The organism is Providencia sp. wls1914, assembly GCF_009706645.1.
Taxonomy (GTDB): Bacteria; Pseudomonadota; Gammaproteobacteria; order Enterobacterales; family Enterobacteriaceae; genus Providencia; species Providencia zhijiangensis.
On sequence record NZ_WLUN01000016.1, the window covers coordinates 715,732 to 731,564 of the forward strand.

Genomic DNA, 15,833 nt, shown 5'->3' on the forward strand with positions numbered 1-15,833 from the left:
GTTAATTAAAAAGCCAACTCGAAAGCGGGCTTTGTGATTAATTACTTAGTTGCTTTTGGCGCTGCAAATAGTAATGCCTCTGCCTCAGTCACTTTAGTGATAGTGATATCAGCTTGAACGACCACTGTTTGACCTCCATTCTTAGCCCATAAGCGTTTGAATAAATCATACTTACGCGGCTCGTCATTAACGAAGTCAATCGCTTTCTTTGCTGCTGTAGTGTCATAGCCTGTTAATGCGAACAATTCAGTTCGAATTACGTCAGACGTTAATACTTCACTCATTTCATTTTCCTTATCTATGTAAGTTATTCGCAACCATCATCACGTATCACTACGTTACTTTGGTCACTTACGGCTTACCCGTCAGCAAGATATAGACCACCTCACTTAATTGCGAAGAAGCCATTAAAAAGCCCCGCTATTGCGAGGCTCGTTGTTTTCGTTTAGTGATCCAGCCAATGCGGAATATCACAAAGGGAATTGTTAGGTTGAGAACTGATAACCTTAATCCAACTGTCGGGCTAAAATCAGGACAGTACGCAAGGTGAAATAATGCATACAACCTAGAATCATTCTTCCTAGTCGTATACCAAAGCTCTTTATCTATTCCAATGCTCAGATAAAGACGTTTGATGAAAATGCATTTATCCATTGCTCACCTGCCGTTGTTGTTCAATTTCCCGTATTGCTTTCTTGTCCAAGTTGCACTTTGCTATTGAGTTCATGGCATCAACTAACAGTTGTGGCATATCACCCCAATCAACATTCTCAGGAATATCAGGCTGAGGGCAGTCAGCGGTTAAGTGAGCTGGTATCGGTGGAGACTGAACGGGAATCAATGCCTCTTTTGTATTCCCGCAACTTACTAACAACATTATCGGGCACAGCAGTATTAGCGCACTCATTGTCTTTGAGCACTGTTTTGATAACAGTCTTAACTTTGACATGTTCTGAGTCCTCTAATTGCTTGGATTTGATGTTGGCTTGTGAAATTCGGTCAAATATAGAAAGCGTCCTATACACATTAAAAACAATGCGGTTACTCTCTATAATCTTTTGGTCTTTCTGATCGCTCAGTTCTTTCTCATGAGCCAATGCAGATAGAATCCAGAGGGAGAAAAATAGAAATGCAACAAGCCAGCCAGTGATTGGGCTAATTATCCATTTCACGCTGGAATCTCAACATGGGGCGCATCAATGAACTTAGTTTCAATTGGTAGTGATGGGTCATTCTTCCAATTGATACCGAAGCGCAATTTAACGCCTAGCTCATCAGCAGCTTGCTTAACTGCTTTCAATAGCGGTTTAAACTCATCAATCTGCCATTTAGTATTCACAGGGATAATATCTACTGCATGACCTGTTAAGTGACGACTGTGCATTGTTTGTGATTTCTTTTCTGCAACCAGCTGCTTTTGTCGCTCTTGAGTTCGCAGACCTTCAATGACAATGAAATCGACAGGTGTTATTTCCAGTGTACGGCGAATAACTTTCAATAAATCAGGGTTAACACCCTTGAGATTGCTTTCGCTTCTCTGGCTGAATTTGAAATTATTCATTATTCACTCCTGCCTTACCCTTAATCATTTTACTCAGCGTTTCTACGCCCCAGTAGCCAATCAACACGCTAGTGAAGTAAGCAAACTCAGGATTCATTCCCATAGCTGCCAGCAAGTCTTTAGCAAACCATCCAAAGAATGCACACAGCGCACCATCTAGCAGGGTCTTTTTCCAGCCGCCGCCGCCGTTATACATGCCACGCAGTATTGCAACAGTTCCAGCCAGACCAGCAGCAGCCGCTTGCTCTTTTACTGAAGAAAGCCAATTGAGTAGATGGTCAAGCCATTCAGGAGTGTTATTCATACATTTCATACTCACCCCCTACGTTGGAGGAATTTAGTTAATAGATAGCCGCGCACAATCTCTATGCGTCAATTAAGTGTGTGTGATTAGAATTCTGTGGCGGCGTATTTGGTGCACCGAGATGGGATTCGAACCCATAACCAAGCAATTATGAGTTGCCTGCTCTGCCGTTGAGCTACTGGTGCAAATAAAAAAGCCGCACTAGGCGACTTATTGAAATTGGCGGGATAGCGTGGAATCGAACCACGATAAGAAGGTTAACAGCCTTCCGTAATAACCTTTATACGACTAACCCTTAAATGCGAAAAGCCCCTACCGAAGTAGAGGCTCTATTTTCTTCGACCTCTCAGCCGATGCGGTTGGAGTTCCAGTCCAAATAGACGAAGTGACCAACTAGGCGGGATCGATAACAAGAGCCGCCTCTTTTACCTTGTTACCTGCTCTTTGCTTTTCACGACCGAGCATACACTAAATATACAGACTCATAACTTAATTTCAAGTAATTTCTGAAATATTTTTCATTTCGACTCCATGCTGTGAGCGCTCTCTCGCTATTTCATCTTGCATCACCATATACAACTTCGCATTAAATAAACTAATGCACCAACGTACACGGTCAATACATTGTTTGATAGTCAGCCAAGGTGCTATTTGTTCCTGCATATAATTTGCGAGAGTTTGCAGAGTATTTCTGCCAAGATAGTAATCAGTGGCGACAACATAAATAGGATTGGACTTGTCGAACGCCTTCAATATTGCTTTCTCTACAAAATCAGCTTCATCTACATCGTTGGCGCGCTGAAACATGTCGCTGAGAGATTGTTTAGGAAATAATACTGCTCTGGCTTTTTCTTCAAGTTCCTGTCCTGTGTAGCCTTCTTTGCTTAACTGGTCGAATACCTTGGTGAAGCGTTCGATGTTTTCACCAGACCAACCAGTAATGAAACGCCAGATGCCATCACCGCCGCCTCCATATCCAAGATAATCACCGCCTTTCATTTCGTCAGCCCATATAGATATGATCGCCCTTGTCCATCTTTCTTGTGGCGGGGTTAATCGTCTAGCCTTGCCTAAATATGACTTCCTTGGCGACTTTGCCAGTTGAAGATAAATATCAGAATTACGCCCTCTCATCTTACCTCCGGCAATACTGTGTGATGTCTGTCGCATCCAACTGAATACATGATCCGACTACCTAGGCGCCTTGCTTGTCCAGTTTCTGCAATCTTCATAAATCCATTTTTTAATTGGATAACTGACAAGTATCTCTTAGTCATGTTTTTACATGCCTCAGTTTCAGCGCGAAACCTGCACTCTTCAATTGCTGCCTCTATGTCAGTGAACATTAAGCTGCCTCCATGAGTCTTTTCCGTCTTTTCTCATACCAACGAGCCCTACGATTGAATATTGCTTTCATTCGCTTTAGATATTCGATATCAAATTTACGGACCGAGTTATCGTGCTCTAAGCGTGTTACTCGCTCTTCGCCGATTTTATTGATGAGATTTATGCGATATGGAATTAGATTGCCTGACAGGTCCCTATTGCAGTGAACGCAGCCAGCGTGAATGTTGAAAAGATTAAACCTTAAATGACTTGCCGTACCTCTTGACCTGTAATGACTTGCATCTACGGACCCACCTCTTACCCCGTAATTTAAGGGCCTACCACAAGCAATACATGGCTGGCCATAATCACGCCAGAATATGTATTTGTTTACTGCAGCTTGGGCCTCTTTGTTCCAGTCTGATTTTGTCTTTAGCTTTTCCTTGCGGACCCTCAACATTTTCCTTTCCTCAGATAAGCGTTTTTTACGGTCCTTTTCTTCGGTCCGTTTAATTTCTTTTGAAGCGAATTTTATTGCGCAGGATGTAGAACAGACTTTTTGAGTGGATAGGTAGGGGGTGAATTTTTTATCGCATTCTTTACAGGTTTTCAGCTTCGGCTTTTTAGCCTTAGCCATACATAAACCCCATCGCTAAAGTAACAATAGAAAAGAATAGAATTACGTGTCGGGTTCTAATCATCACAACCCCTTAATTTGGTTGTTTTTATCAGCCATTTATCGACTATTTTAAGCACTGACCTATACCTAGAATCTAGGCTCCAGAAAAAATCACCTATCCATGAAAAGATTTGTGCCAGTAAAATAATCACCCCATAGAACGGGATTACAAACAAAATCCATAGAGTAGTTACGGAATAAGCTATTAGATAACTTTTCCAGTTGAGTTTTAGTTTCCTCCATCTAGTCACTTTCTCGCCCTCCGCTTCTTGGCTGCTCGGTTTATCTTTGCGTGACCTGTGATGCGATTAGTTGATATTGGGTAGCTGTACCAACTTCGACTATGGTTAATAGCCCATGATGCCGTTTGTGCTGCCATTGAAACCATTGATAGAGCAAACCCCATCAGTGAAATTTTGTGTTTATTCATCTCTCTTGCTGCTCCTTGAGTTATTCTCTGTGACCGTAGTAGTTATATTCATAACGAGTTGTACGCAGCTTCACGCCACTTTCTACCGCCCAAGCTGTCGAGTATTCAATTAAGCTACTCATGCGCTTCTTTCCCATCTGAGACGTACTCTCGCGTATGTTTAATAGCTCGCCTTCAATACCTCGGATTAGTGGTGACTCTTTCGCCCCTGTCGTGACCATCCAGTGACCAGACACAAATACATTCTTCCACTGCCATAACTTCAGTGGCTCATTGTTGAGTGTCATTTGCTTTGATACATCACCACATAGCGCATGAAACATATCGTTTTGCGGTAGTGTTCGGCTGGATTCTGAGATTTTTACTTCTAGAGGGAATTCTTCGTTGAGGGGTAAATTATCTAGTACGGCTTTAAGGTTTTTTAGTATCTGTGTATTCCTGAGTAGGAATGTTTGCTTCTGCATTATCCCTCCTGTACTTAATGTTGTGTCTCCATAAGGTCATGCCGCATTGAGGGCAAAAGAAAAATGAGCCGTCATTCCAACAGTTTTCTTGCTTCTCAAATTTATGACCAGTGAAAAAACATCTAAGCGTTGTGATTGCTGAAATGCTCATGGCTTATCACTCACTGTTAGCTCTCCTGTGGTGGCTCTGGCTTTTCTGGCAAATTCATCCAATGCGTGACCATGTAAACCTCGCCATCCATGTCTTGCATTCCTTCATTTTCGCCAGATTCAGCATTTTGAAACTTTTCGATATCACCTTTCCACCATGCAGTAGTCCGACCATGGGAGCCGAATGTAAAATATTTGCCGTCTTTCTGTGGCGTTTCATCACTTCGTTTAATCCAGTTCATCATTCACCCTCTGGCATTGGTGAGAGTGGCATCCAGAATTCGAAATCGTCGTAAAATACTGAAGTGTTTCCATCTGCATCACTTATATAAACAACCGGACTCTCGTCTAAGTCACCCGCTTCATACTCACCTACATACATGACGCCTTCACTTACGAACAAAATAAACTCGCCATTCTCTGGTTGATTACTGCTATGTTTAACCCAATTAGTTCCCTGCATTAGATGCCTCCCGTTGACTTATCCCGTGCTTAGCGTTGTATTCAATTTGAGACAATTTCAAAAACGCCTTACCTCTTGGGTAGTGCTTTCTTCGATATCTAGTTATTTCCAATAACCCACTATTGAAACTCTCGTAATAACTTGGGTCATTCCTCATAAACCGCCATGCCGTCGAAAGACCTTGCTCCGTGTATGATTTAATTAGCTCTGTTAACGTTGTTCCTTTCATCACTCACCCCGATTTTTTCTTGCTGCCGCATCAATCATTCGTTGCATATCACGGCGAATGAATGGGTTATTTCTGCAACCAAATAGATTATTTCGTACCATTGATGTTTTCATGCTGATTGCGCCTTGTGTTGTCATTCCTGACTCCATCACAGATTGCTTAAATACCCATCGCCAAGTAATAAGCCAGATAATTACTTTCATCACTCAACACCTCGCTTAATTGCCCGCTTAGCTTCTCTGCGTATTGCTATTCCCATGCGTTCTAGTCAGTCTGCGTATTTCAGCATTGCGTCTAGCTCATTTTCGAAAGTTGGGAATCCGTCGGTGCTGGTATCAATATCAATTCTCCCGAACTCATCGACTCTGACCGTTAAATATTGCTCTACGGTTGTATGTCCATTGTCATGAGAAACTTTAAACCGCTTTAGCTGGTAATCATCTTCAAGCTCATAGCGGGTTAGCTTCATCTTAGTTTGCTTGGTTTTCATTATTCATCCCAATCGTAAATAGGTCTGTATTCACTGCAATATCTATCTAAGCAGCCGTCATAATCATACGGGTTGTGTTGCCAGCTGATTTTCCCGCAGCATGGACAGTTCCACCGTGTTTTTCCGCTACTTCCTTTGCGTCTACGTTGTTTCTTTAGCCATTCAGGAACGCGTAAGCCTTTGCTTTGCACCATTGAACGAGCATTGAAGTTAGCTAATTGGAATGTTCGTCTTTTCTGTGCATTAGCAATATCGAACGGTAGCCAGACAATGTTATCCATCGTTAAATCAGGAGTAGTAAATCGCTTAGCTATTGAAAAGTTTGTTGATGGAAATCCGCGGTCATTCAGCCAGTAAACATCATTACCGTCCCAATCACCTTTCACATATCCAACGTAGTAATTGCATTTACTTTCAATTACGGTTTCGTTTGGTATGTACTGGTAATCAACGTGATATTCAGCAAGTGATAGAACACTTTCAGTGCATACAGGCTGGTCAATACTTCTTCCGTGCTCCCACGCCTTCTGCGCTTCCTCTAGCGTGTATATGTGAGCTTTGTCGATATCAGTGGCATAACCTTTTCCGTCCTTGCAATGAAATGATGCGTTGCTCCCCACCGTATCGCGGGTGCATATCATGTAAAATGATTTCATCTAGAAGTCCTTATGATTTGGGGTGTTACGGTTGGCGGTTGCCATATCAGCGCGAGCCATTGCGTGAGTTTGGTCGGTGTCGAATAAACAAAGTCCTTTCTGGTCTACAAATGCGGTTCCAGCTTTACCATGGCGGTTAAGTCTCACAATTAGCTCTGTAAGCGTCTTGTCGGCTTTGTCGTTGTAAACTGACTCTTTGTGTATTGCCATCCAGTAATCGCAATCCTGCTCGATTTGACCAGTATCACGGCTATCGCTTGGCATAGGTCGTTTGTTGGCTCTATCTTCCAGCTTACGGTTTAACTGTGTGAGCAATACCACTGTGGTATCAAGCTCTTTAGCCAGTTGCTTGAGACCTTTGGTGATTTCACCGTAGGCGATATCGTTGCGGTCTGCTTTGCCAGCTTTCATCAGTGTTAAATAATCCACGCCTATAAACCCGATTTTGCCAACCTTGCGTTTCAGCTTCCGGCATTCTGACTGAATGTGTTCCAGTGTCATTCCTGCTGTATCATCGACCCAAATGTTAGGCTTTTCGCTCAGGTCACTGATAGCCTTGCCAAGTAGTGCCCATTCGAAATCATCCTCTGTGCCGCCGTAGAACATGTCAGAGTTTAAGCCTGACTTCTGGCTTACCATTCTTTCAACCAATTGCTGATTGGACATTTCCATGCTGAACAAAGCCACTGGCAGACCATCATCAGAAACGTTCTTCGCCATTTCAGTTAGAACGGTTGTCTTGCCCATCTTTGGACGCGCACCGATAACGAATAGGGATCCACGTACAACAAATTTAGGTGCCAGCATGTCATCAAGTGGCTTAATGCCTGTTTTGAGTCCTATAAACTGATCGGGATTATTAAACATGTTTTCTACGCCCTCGAACCACTCAGGCAATAGCTCAGCCATGTTCTTCAAGCCAGATTTTCGACCAGTAACGCCGTTTTCGCTTGCGTCAGTTACTAGCTTTTGAACGAACTCCATTTTTTCACCAAAGCTTAGAGTGCTTGGCTCAATCAGTAATCGCGTGGCTTCGTTGATTTTCTCAATGGCGTAACGCTCACTCGCATACTCTTTGATTTTCTTCGAGTAGTGGATCACGTTTGCAGCGCTTGGTGTGTTCTTTGCAATTTCAGCCAGATAACCCAACCCGCCTGTAGTTCCTTCGCTGCCAGTTGCTTTCAAGCTGTCAGACACGGTTAAGATATCAATCGGTTGATGCTTGCTAGCCATTGACCGCATTTGCTCAAAGATAATCTTGTGGTGGGTGCCGTAGAAATCATCTGGTTTCAACACGGAGAATACACGCTGAGCATTGTCGCTGTTTGGGTCAATCAGTAGGGATCCGATAACGCTCTGTTCGGTCTCTATGCTGTGTGGTACTTGGTAACTCATAATGAACCTTCCCTAGTTTTTAATACTGTCGCTGGTCTTAACAGGTAATCGAAATTCGCTCTCCAACCAGAATCGTTTTCGCCAAAATAAAACTCCTTGGCTGAATTCATGAAATATTCAAAATAGTTTTTAGCCGCTTCGACAGTAGGCTCTTTGAGTTCTTTCAGGAATTTTGAGATAGCTCGTTTTCGTTTGTCATTCAGTGATTCAGCATTTGGCAATCTATCGCCTGCTGCTTCGTTGAACGCATTCATAATTTCGATGTAGGGAATGTTATTTTTTCGATTAGTTGAAATTAACTTTTCACAATCCCCCTCTTGAGGGGTTAGGGGTGTATTATTTTCTTTCTTTTCTTTTGTAGTATTGTCTTTTGTGTTTACCTGATTCGGGTAATCGCTTTTACCTGATTCGGGTAAATTTACCTTTTTCGGGTAAACTTGTTTTTCTTTCCATTCATGGATGTTTTTATTAATTGAAACATGCCGTTTTTCCGCCAATAAAATCCCTCTGGAAACTAACTCACTCTTAGCTGCTGAACACTTGTGCGGCAACATTCCAGTTAACTTTGAAAGTTGCTCATTACCAACCCAATCAGATTTTTTGTTATAGCCGTAAGTCTTTCTGGCAATAGCAAAGAAAACTAACAATTGATGTTGGGTTAAATTGGCAAGCATGACAGCCTCAAGCAGCTCATTGGCTATTCTGGTGTAGCCGTTATCAAGGTCAGCCACTTTGCTCTCCACGACCTTTAGCTCAGGTCTAAAATCATCAAGATATTTTATTTCCGCTGACATGCTGACCTCCTTGTTGCTTTCTAAACTCTTCGACAAATCGTTTGCCGAAATCCCTATTTTTTGCAGCTGCGACCAATAGCCCATCAGGGCTATCAGGATGTACTCTTTCTTCTTGGTTTTGGTTGATAAAACGGCGTTTTTTTGCCATAATTACCTCATTAGTTGTTGTTTAAATAAGCTCCATCTGAGCCTCATCGGTTGCCGCCTTTGAGGTTTTTCTTTTTAGCTTCCCGTTGTACTCGAGCACTTTGATAATCTGTTCTACATAGTCACCTTCAATCACTACGCTTCTAGACTTCTCAGGCATTGATACAGCTTCAGTAGGTAAGCCATAACGAGCTATAGCCTTACAAGCTAAGCTGAATATGCGACTCTTCTCTCTACTAGCTGAACTCGGGTGAATACCCATTGCTTTAGCGAACCCGTCATTTCCATCTTTAAACATCATTTGAAAGAAATAGGTTTCGAGTGTTTCTGGCTTACATGTGATTTTGATATTTTTTGTTGTGTCCATTTGTTAAATTCCTTTTGACGTAGTTAGTCCGTTGCTCACGATCCTGTGAGTTAAGTTTGCACACGATGCATGTGCGGATTGATTATTAAAGAGCGGTATTTATCTTGATTTTATCCGTTGATTAGCCATAAAGGGTCGCATTTCAATGCGTTAGCTATCTCAACAATGAACTTTGGTCTTTTAATGAGTCCAGACTCAATTTGCTGTATGGACTGTTGTTTCAAGCCAACCATCACAGCAAGCTTTGACTGAGTGAGATTTAACTCAATTCGTCTTGTCTTAACCCTTTCTGATAAGGTTTCCATTTGTGCCTCCTTGACAAACTTTCTTGTATTTAAAAACAAATTACTTTGTTTGTCAATTACAGGTTTTCTTGTAATGATTGAGGCTAAGTAATTGCGAGGTTTTTATGTCAATTTCATCACGAGTAAAAAGCAAAAGAATCCAAATTGGATTAACTCAGTCTGAACTAGCTGAAAAAGCTGGGACTACTCAGCAATCAATCGAGCAGTTAGAGGGAGGTAAAACAAAAAGACCACGTTTTCTTCCTGAGTTGGCTGCAGCCCTAAATTGCTCTGTTGATTGGTTAGTATCTGGAAAAGAAGAAAATTCAAATATTCCGGACAAATCAAAATGGGGAACTATTGATTCTTGGGATAGTAAAACTCCTATTGGTGATGATGAGGTTGAAGTCCCATTTTATAAGGACATAGAGTTCGCATGTGGTGACGGGCGATGTGTTGATGTTGATTACAATGGTTTTAAATTGAGATTTTCAAAGTCCACTCTCAGGAAAATAGGTGCGCCTTCTGATGGGTCAACTATTGCATGTTTCCCAGCGTCTGGTGACAGCATGGAGCCGGTGATCCCTGACGGTGCTGCAGTTGCTATCGATACATCTAATAAGAAAATTGTTGATGGAAAAGTTTATGCAATTGATCAAGAGGGGCTGAAAAGACTCAAGATTCTTTATCGCAGACCAAACGGAAAATTGATTATCAGAAGTTATAACCGTGATGAGTATGAAGACGAAGACTCTGATGAGTCAGACGTTGAAATCATAGGAAAAATGTTCTGGTATTCTGTCTTAGACTACTGAGGTATTTGATGGAAAATTTCAAATCGAGACTTAAAAATCATGTTGAACATGTAAAACAAGTAGGATTACATTGCTCAACTGAAGAGACCACAAAGCAAGCTCTTATACTTCCATTCCTAGATATATTAGGATTCAGCCCGTATGACCCACAGAAAGTCAAAGCTGAGTATGGCGCTGACTTCCCTGGAGTTAAAGCCAACGAACGTGTCGACTATGCTTTATTTTGTCAAGATGTTCCTGTTATGTTCATAGAAGCCAAGGGCTATTTTGAGAAGCTAGACAACCACTGCCCTCAGTTGTCACGTTATTTCAACTCAACTCCTGAAGTTACAATATCAGCAATTACTAATGGGCTTGAGTGGCGATTCTTTACTGATTTAAAGCAAAAAAACGTCATGGATCCTACGCCATTTTTAAGAATTAAAATGGATGAAATTAGTGATTCAGATGCGTCTCAACTATTCCGGTTTAGACATGACAAGTTTAAACCTGAGGCTCTCAGAACTTTAGCTGAAGAAAGCGTTTATCTCTCAGCATTTACAAAAACAATAAGCGCAAGTTTAAGAGAGGTAGATAGTGAATTCGTTAGGTATGTGGCAAGCAGATCCAATGTAGAAAGACAATTAAACCAAAGATTTATAGATTCAATTACCCCACTGGTTAAACAAGCGGTTGAGCGTTCTGTTAGCGCAATGGTTGTATCAGGACTGTCAGGAAAGAGTCCAGTCATTGATGATTCATTAGAAAATGATGAAACTGCGATTGTTGGAAATGAGGTAAAAGAACACCAAAATATAGTAGACCCTGACAATCCAAATATCATCACAACAAAAAATGAACTGACTTTATTTGAGAAGATAAAGTTAATTACGGGATGTGATGACATTCAGTATAAAGACACTGAGTCTTATTTTGGCATACTGTATCAAGGAAAAACTAATAGATGGATCGTTCGATACTTTGATAAGTCAAATCCTTATATAACAGTCCCAATTGAAATTACTGACATCATTTCAAATGAAGTATCTAGAGCTGGACTAGAAATCACCAATAACAGGATCATAATAAATGACCCTGTTGATGTATTAAGAATATCAGGAATTATTTTAGACTCATTTGAACATGTAAAGAATGATGATAATTTCAGAAAAAAAGCATAGTACCGCCAATCAATAGCTACTAAACCCTCTTAATTTGAGGGTTTTTTATTGTCTAATCATCGCTAAATGTGATAGTCGTCAAAAATTCACCCAACAAAAAACAAATAAATAAACAATAAAATCAAAATCATACAAATAAATTCGCCAAAAATACAAGAAAATACAAATTTACCTGTTTACAGCAATACAAGATATCTTGTATATTACAAACATCAAAGGCAAGCAACATGAAATACAGCCTAATGTTCTTTAACAATTTGGAAAGTCGGAACAGCATACCTACCCTGTTTAGACCCTTACGCAAAAATGCGACGTATCACTAGGCACGATCTGGTTAGTGAGAATGTTACTACTGCACGAGAGTGATTACAGATAGGAATAGGCAGCACTGGCAGGTGCTAGGTATGCAAGCGCAGATATTTATTCTTGCCCATTCTAAGAGTGGGCAAGGCTGAATACCGACAAGGAGATGATCATGCTACCGATTAACGCAAGCAATGAAGCAACAATGAGCAGCAGAGAAATTGCAGTTCTCGTTCAGTCCCGACACTCAGATGTGATGAGAAGCATTGAACGACTGATGGAATCAGGTGCTATTAAGTGGTATACGCCAACGCCGTACACCCACGAACAGAACGGGCAGACCTACAACGAATACCATATCTATAAACGAGACAGTTATGTAATTGTCGCTCAGTTATCGCCAATGTTCACTGCCGCACTGGTTGACCGCTGGCAGGAATTAGAGCAGGAAAAAGCTCTCGGATTTAACCCGAATGACCAGATAGCTGTGCTCGAACACTTCCTGCTGGAAAAGAAAAAATCGCAGGCACTGCAAATCGAAAATGACAGCCTGAAAAATCTGTTTGTTGACGGCATGACGCCCTTCCAGTTTGCCAAATCACTAAACGGCGTTAATTGTCAGAAGATAAACTCTCACCTTGCCAATGAAAAGAAATGGCTGTTTAACAGTGGGAAATCCTTAACTGAGTATGACTGGAGGGTAGCTGCATACGCCAGAGATAATTACCTGACAGAAAAGCCGGTAAAAATAACCCAATTAGGCAAAGAAGAGAAAGTGAAATATCAACCTATTTTGCTTAAAAAGGGAGCAGCTAAAATTTACAGCATGTATATAGCAGGGGAATTACCGATGAAAAAGAACTGGAACGGATTATACACCCACGACAAGTCAGTGCGAATTGCGGGGTGATAATTATAGCCCATTCAATGAGTGGGCTATGGTGAGTAAACAGGAGGATTTATGAACAAAGATAAAATGCTGGTTTCGATAGTTTTTGATACCAGCAAGTTAGATGAAAAATTACATGAGGTTGCTAGCTTACTTCCTCATGGCTTTACGGAAAGATTCCTGAACCAATTTCCTAGCCTGACTGATAATGTCATCTTTTGTAATGGTTCTGGAGCAGTTTCGGCAGGAGCGACCAACCAAATCATCTATTTTCTCGACCTTGACGCTGGTTTCTATAGCCAGATTTTGTCCGCAGCCGGGGCATTTAAAGCTAACTTTACTCATAATTCAATCCTTTAATTACGTTGTGGTGATTGAATTATACACAATTTATTGCGTTGTGGTAAATGCGATGAACCTCAGCCGCCTGATGAGGTTAAGACAGTTCAGGCAATCATTACGGAGGAAATATGAACTCTAAGAAACGACAGGAAAGACGACGTAAGGCATGGATTGCTGAGCGGAGAAATAAGCCACACACGGCATATAACGGTACGGACTGCCCGATAGCAAACTTGGTACTGGAACTAAAATCAGCACCTGACACACGCAAGCAACCACGGCTACGCAATCCGATTATGAGTGATGGAAGTGTTACGGCAAGGTGATGAATATGAGCCTGAACATAGAACAACATCTAAAAGAATTCATTCTCTTTCTTACTGAGAGAGATATTGATGCAAAAGAGGTATCTACAAATGAATCAATGATGGGTGAGTTAATGCTTAAATTCTATTATCACCAAATAGAGTTCTGTGATGCCGTTCTTGAAGCACAAAAACACTCACCAACAAGAATAAAACAATTATTAACAATTAATTAGGGGTGGTTTGTAGATGGGAAAAATAACATATGTTGTTGAATACAAAAGCGGCAAAGAACCTCAACCAGATATAGGAATGGATGCTTTAGGCGGGAGGGTAATTTCAGCGGCCGCATATAACTTCAGAGACAGACAGTTAACTCATGCCGAAGCTGGCGCAATTCTTGACGCAATTAATCATTATGACCTTAAAGAATCTTGCGAAAGGTTTGCAGCAAGTTACAACACATTGATAGCAAGATTAAAATCGTTAACGTAAAAAGCAGGCACAGTTAACTAATTACAGTCCATCAAGGTGGGCCGTGGTGAGTTGATTAATAGATAGGAGATAGAGTGGCTATTTCCAAAATGGAAACAGTTGAATTAGTTAATAACGGAGGGAGTATGACAGATAAAACAGGTGGAGCGGCTTTTCCAATTCCAGCAACGGAATTGCATGGGACTCATGCTGGTATGACATTGCGTGATTATTTTGCAGCTAAATGCATGCAAGGTGACATTGCTACACAGGATGCGTCAGATATGGGGTATTACGAAAATAACACATCCATTGAGCATCTAGTAAATAGAGCTAATTTCTACTACCGCATGGCAGATGCAATGTTAAAGGCTAGGGGGTGATATGGAATTTAAAGGAACTCCTATGCCGTGGGAAGTGGTTACAAAAACAAGGATTGATTTACCTAGTTGCTTAGTAAAAAAGGGTGACAAAGTAATTGCACATACGCTGCAAAGACATACAGGCGCTGAGCAGGCTAGAGCCAACGCCCATCTAATCGCAGCAGCACCAGAGTTATTAGAGGCTTTGATTGAGATTCGCAAGCTAGTTGCACATCACGATAAAGCAGATTTAGCAATCGCAAAAGCCCTCGGTCAGCAGTAACCCACCACTTAATCATTCATATCGCTATTAATAGTGAGGAATACGCACATAAGGAACATAGGAAATGGCAAATGAATTAGTCGTAATTGAACAAGCAACGGCGCTGGATTTATTCACGGCGCCAGAAAAAGTAAATCAGATGCTAGCTCACATTAAAACGCTGGCTGAAGAAGAGCAAAAAGAACTCGACGGTGATTTGTCTGTAGCTAAAAACCGTAAGGCATTCGCGTCACTGGCATACAAAGTTACTCAAACAAAAACAGCGATTGATAAGGCTGGCAAGTTGGTTGTTGATGACCTGAAAGAGTTACCAAAGAAAGTAGATGCAGCACGTAAATTGTTCCGCGATGAACTTGACTCACTGAGTGATGGGATTCGCAAGCCACTAACAGAGTGGGAAGAACAAGAAAAGGCTCGAGAAGAAGCTGAGGTGCTTAAAAAGCAAATCGAGATTGACCACGAAGAAGCTTTGCAGATGAATGAATTATTTGATTTACGCAAAGCCGAAGAAGAACGCCAGCGCATCGCTCGTGAAGAAGAAATGAAGCGACAAGCTGCGGAACAGGCAAGATTAGCAGCCGAACAAAAAGCACAGCAAGAAATCGAAGCAGCAGCACAGCGAGAGCGGGAAGCAAAAGAAGCCGCTGAATGCGCAGAGCGGGAAAAGCAGGAGGCTATTCAACGTGCCGAGCAAGCAGCGAAAGAAGCCAAGGAAAAGGCAGAACGTGATGCTAAAGAAGCTCAGGAACGAGCTGAACGTGAGAAGCAATTAGCTATCGAAGCTGAGCGTAAGAAAGCACAAGAAGCAGAACAAGCGCGATTAGCAGAAGAAGAACGTAAGCGTCAAGAAGATGCGAAGCGTCAAGAAGATAAAGAACATCGCCGAGTATTTAACCAAGAAGCATTGAAAGCCTTAATCAGTAACGGATTTGATGAAAAATTAGCAACTGAATTTATTAAGCTAGTTGCTAGTAACCAAATCCCCCACATGACAATGAATTACTAACACCCACCGTACCAACACCAGAACCTAAATAACAATCGCTATCGAAAGATTAGCGCAGGTTTCGCACATCCAGAGGTAAGCATGAATATTGATAAATACAAACTTTGTTTAGCTCAATCACAAGCTGGAATTGCACGTTATCTCAAGGATGAGAA

General features: G+C 41.5%; 23 protein-coding genes, 2 tRNA genes and 4 pseudogenes. 9 read left to right on the forward strand and 20 right to left on the reverse strand.

Annotated features, from left to right (window positions below; all coding sequences use genetic code 11):
• Positions 1 to 41: 41 nt before the first annotated feature.
• From GKR74_RS14065 to GKR74_RS14160, 19 genes and pseudogenes are all read right to left on the reverse strand, one after another.
• Complete coding sequence (locus tag GKR74_RS14065) at positions 42 to 284, reverse strand: DUF2560 family protein (protein WP_154604048.1); 243 nt, start codon at positions 282 to 284, stop codon at positions 42 to 44.
• A 362-nt stretch (positions 285 to 646) separates the two neighbouring features.
• Positions 647 to 949 (reverse strand): Rz1-like lysis system protein LysC, encoded by a 303-nt coding sequence (lysC, locus tag GKR74_RS14070; RefSeq protein WP_230089164.1) that lies wholly within the window; start codon positions 947 to 949, stop codon positions 647 to 649.
• Between the two features lie 210 nt (positions 950 to 1,159).
• Positions 1,160 to 1,561, reverse strand: a pseudogene (locus GKR74_RS14080) (M15 family metallopeptidase).
• Positions 1,554 to 1,874 carry a phage holin, lambda family gene (locus GKR74_RS14085; RefSeq protein ID WP_154604051.1) on the reverse strand — a complete coding sequence of 107 codons (321 nt, stop codon included), beginning with the start codon at positions 1,872 to 1,874 and terminating at the stop codon, positions 1,554 to 1,556. Before GKR74_RS14085 ends, GKR74_RS14080 begins: the two are co-directional and overlap by 8 nt.
• A 100-nt stretch (positions 1,875 to 1,974) precedes the next feature.
• Positions 1,975 to 2,050, reverse strand: a tRNA-Ile gene (locus GKR74_RS14090).
• Between the two features lie 35 nt (positions 2,051 to 2,085).
• A tRNA-Asn gene (locus tag GKR74_RS14095) sits at positions 2,086 to 2,160 on the reverse strand.
• A gap of 200 nt (positions 2,161 to 2,360) precedes the next feature.
• Entirely contained in the window at positions 2,361 to 2,999 is a 639-nt protein-coding gene (locus GKR74_RS14100) for a hypothetical protein (RefSeq protein WP_154604052.1), read from the reverse strand.
• A gap of 211 nt (positions 3,000 to 3,210) precedes the next feature.
• The gene (locus tag GKR74_RS14105) at positions 3,211 to 3,828 is read right to left on the reverse strand and encodes a recombination protein NinG (protein ID WP_154604053.1); all 618 of its coding nucleotides are present in this window, start codon (positions 3,826 to 3,828) and stop codon (positions 3,211 to 3,213) included.
• A gap of 289 nt (positions 3,829 to 4,117) precedes the next feature.
• Entirely contained in the window at positions 4,118 to 4,300 is a 183-nt protein-coding gene (locus GKR74_RS18220; protein ID WP_154604054.1) for a hypothetical protein, read from the reverse strand.
• Between the two features lie 20 nt (positions 4,301 to 4,320).
• The gene (locus tag GKR74_RS14115; protein WP_154604055.1) at positions 4,321 to 4,764 is read right to left on the reverse strand and encodes a recombination protein NinB; all 444 of its coding nucleotides are present in this window, start codon (positions 4,762 to 4,764) and stop codon (positions 4,321 to 4,323) included.
• A 167-nt stretch (positions 4,765 to 4,931) separates the two neighbouring features.
• Positions 4,932 to 5,156 (reverse strand): DUF551 domain-containing protein, encoded by a 225-nt coding sequence (locus GKR74_RS14120; RefSeq protein ID WP_195848774.1) that lies wholly within the window; start codon positions 5,154 to 5,156, stop codon positions 4,932 to 4,934.
• On the reverse strand, positions 5,156 to 5,377 hold the full coding sequence (locus GKR74_RS18225) for a hypothetical protein (RefSeq protein WP_154604057.1): 222 nt from the start codon (positions 5,375 to 5,377) through the stop codon (positions 5,156 to 5,158). The genes GKR74_RS14120 and GKR74_RS18225 overlap by 1 nt, the downstream gene beginning before the upstream one ends.
• Positions 5,378 to 5,605: 228 nt before the next feature.
• Entirely contained in the window at positions 5,606 to 5,809 is a 204-nt protein-coding gene (locus GKR74_RS14130) for a hypothetical protein (protein ID WP_154604058.1), read from the reverse strand.
• Between the two features lie 65 nt (positions 5,810 to 5,874).
• Positions 5,875 to 6,096, reverse strand: a complete 222-nt coding sequence (locus tag GKR74_RS14135) for a hypothetical protein (protein ID WP_154604059.1) — start codon at positions 6,094 to 6,096, stop codon at positions 5,875 to 5,877.
• Complete coding sequence (locus GKR74_RS14140) at positions 6,096 to 6,737, reverse strand: hypothetical protein (RefSeq protein ID WP_442959345.1); 642 nt, start codon at positions 6,735 to 6,737, stop codon at positions 6,096 to 6,098. The genes GKR74_RS14135 and GKR74_RS14140 overlap by 1 nt, the downstream gene beginning before the upstream one ends.
• A gap of 15 nt (positions 6,738 to 6,752) precedes the next feature.
• Positions 6,753 to 8,147, reverse strand: a complete 1,395-nt coding sequence (locus GKR74_RS14145) for a replicative DNA helicase (protein WP_154604061.1) — start codon at positions 8,145 to 8,147, stop codon at positions 6,753 to 6,755.
• Positions 8,120 to 9,025: pseudogene (locus tag GKR74_RS14150) on the reverse strand (replication protein). The gene GKR74_RS14145 and the pseudogene GKR74_RS14150 overlap by 28 nt, the downstream one beginning before the upstream one ends.
• Positions 9,026 to 9,110: 85 nt before the next feature.
• Positions 9,111 to 9,455: a hypothetical protein gene (locus tag GKR74_RS14155; protein ID WP_154604063.1), complete on the reverse strand. Its 345-nt coding sequence runs from the start codon at positions 9,453 to 9,455 to the stop codon at positions 9,111 to 9,113.
• Between the two features lie 110 nt (positions 9,456 to 9,565).
• A complete protein-coding gene (locus GKR74_RS14160) occupies positions 9,566 to 9,760 on the reverse strand; it encodes a helix-turn-helix domain-containing protein (protein WP_154604064.1) in 195 nt (64 codons plus the stop codon).
• A 104-nt stretch (positions 9,761 to 9,864) separates the two neighbouring features.
• On the opposite strand from GKR74_RS14160, the pseudogene GKR74_RS14165 reads away from it, so the two are divergent.
• The 4 genes and pseudogenes from GKR74_RS14165 to GKR74_RS14180 all read left to right on the forward strand — a co-directional run bounded on the left by GKR74_RS14165 (position 9,865) and on the right by GKR74_RS14180 (position 13,266).
• A pseudogene (locus GKR74_RS14165) lies at positions 9,865 to 10,608 on the forward strand (XRE family transcriptional regulator).
• On the forward strand, positions 10,563 to 11,714 hold the full coding sequence (locus tag GKR74_RS14170; RefSeq protein WP_154604066.1) for a type I restriction endonuclease: 1,152 nt from the start codon (positions 10,563 to 10,565) through the stop codon (positions 11,712 to 11,714). Before GKR74_RS14165 ends, GKR74_RS14170 begins: the two are co-directional and overlap by 46 nt.
• A gap of 508 nt (positions 11,715 to 12,222) precedes the next feature.
• Positions 12,223 to 12,930, forward strand: a pseudogene (locus tag GKR74_RS18320) (Rha family transcriptional regulator).
• Between the two features lie 48 nt (positions 12,931 to 12,978).
• Positions 12,979 to 13,266 (forward strand): hypothetical protein, encoded by a 288-nt coding sequence (locus tag GKR74_RS14180; RefSeq protein ID WP_154604067.1) that lies wholly within the window; start codon positions 12,979 to 12,981, stop codon positions 13,264 to 13,266.
• A 117-nt stretch (positions 13,267 to 13,383) separates the two neighbouring features.
• On the opposite strand, the gene GKR74_RS18045 is transcribed toward GKR74_RS14180, so the two are convergent.
• Positions 13,384 to 13,515: a hypothetical protein gene (locus tag GKR74_RS18045; RefSeq protein ID WP_255453819.1), complete on the reverse strand. Its 132-nt coding sequence runs from the start codon at positions 13,513 to 13,515 to the stop codon at positions 13,384 to 13,386.
• A 64-nt stretch (positions 13,516 to 13,579) separates the two neighbouring features.
• Between GKR74_RS18045 and GKR74_RS14185 the strand changes: the two genes are divergently transcribed.
• The 5 genes from GKR74_RS14185 to GKR74_RS14205 all read left to right on the forward strand — a co-directional run bounded on the left by GKR74_RS14185 (position 13,580) and on the right by GKR74_RS14205 (position 15,678).
• Positions 13,580 to 13,789: a hypothetical protein gene (locus GKR74_RS14185; protein WP_154604068.1), complete on the forward strand. Its 210-nt coding sequence runs from the start codon at positions 13,580 to 13,582 to the stop codon at positions 13,787 to 13,789.
• 13 nt (positions 13,790 to 13,802) lie between these two features.
• On the forward strand, positions 13,803 to 14,048 hold the full coding sequence (locus tag GKR74_RS14190) for a hypothetical protein (RefSeq protein WP_154604069.1): 246 nt from the start codon (positions 13,803 to 13,805) through the stop codon (positions 14,046 to 14,048).
• 74 nt (positions 14,049 to 14,122) lie between these two features.
• Positions 14,123 to 14,410 (forward strand): hypothetical protein, encoded by a 288-nt coding sequence (locus GKR74_RS14195; protein WP_336431334.1) that lies wholly within the window; start codon positions 14,123 to 14,125, stop codon positions 14,408 to 14,410.
• A 1-nt stretch (position 14,411) separates the two neighbouring features.
• Positions 14,412 to 14,672, forward strand: a complete 261-nt coding sequence (locus tag GKR74_RS14200; protein WP_154604070.1) for a hypothetical protein — start codon at positions 14,412 to 14,414, stop codon at positions 14,670 to 14,672.
• A gap of 64 nt (positions 14,673 to 14,736) precedes the next feature.
• Complete coding sequence (locus GKR74_RS14205) at positions 14,737 to 15,678, forward strand: cell envelope biogenesis protein TolA (protein WP_154604071.1); 942 nt, start codon at positions 14,737 to 14,739, stop codon at positions 15,676 to 15,678.
• The last annotated feature ends 155 nt before the right edge of the window (positions 15,679 to 15,833 follow it).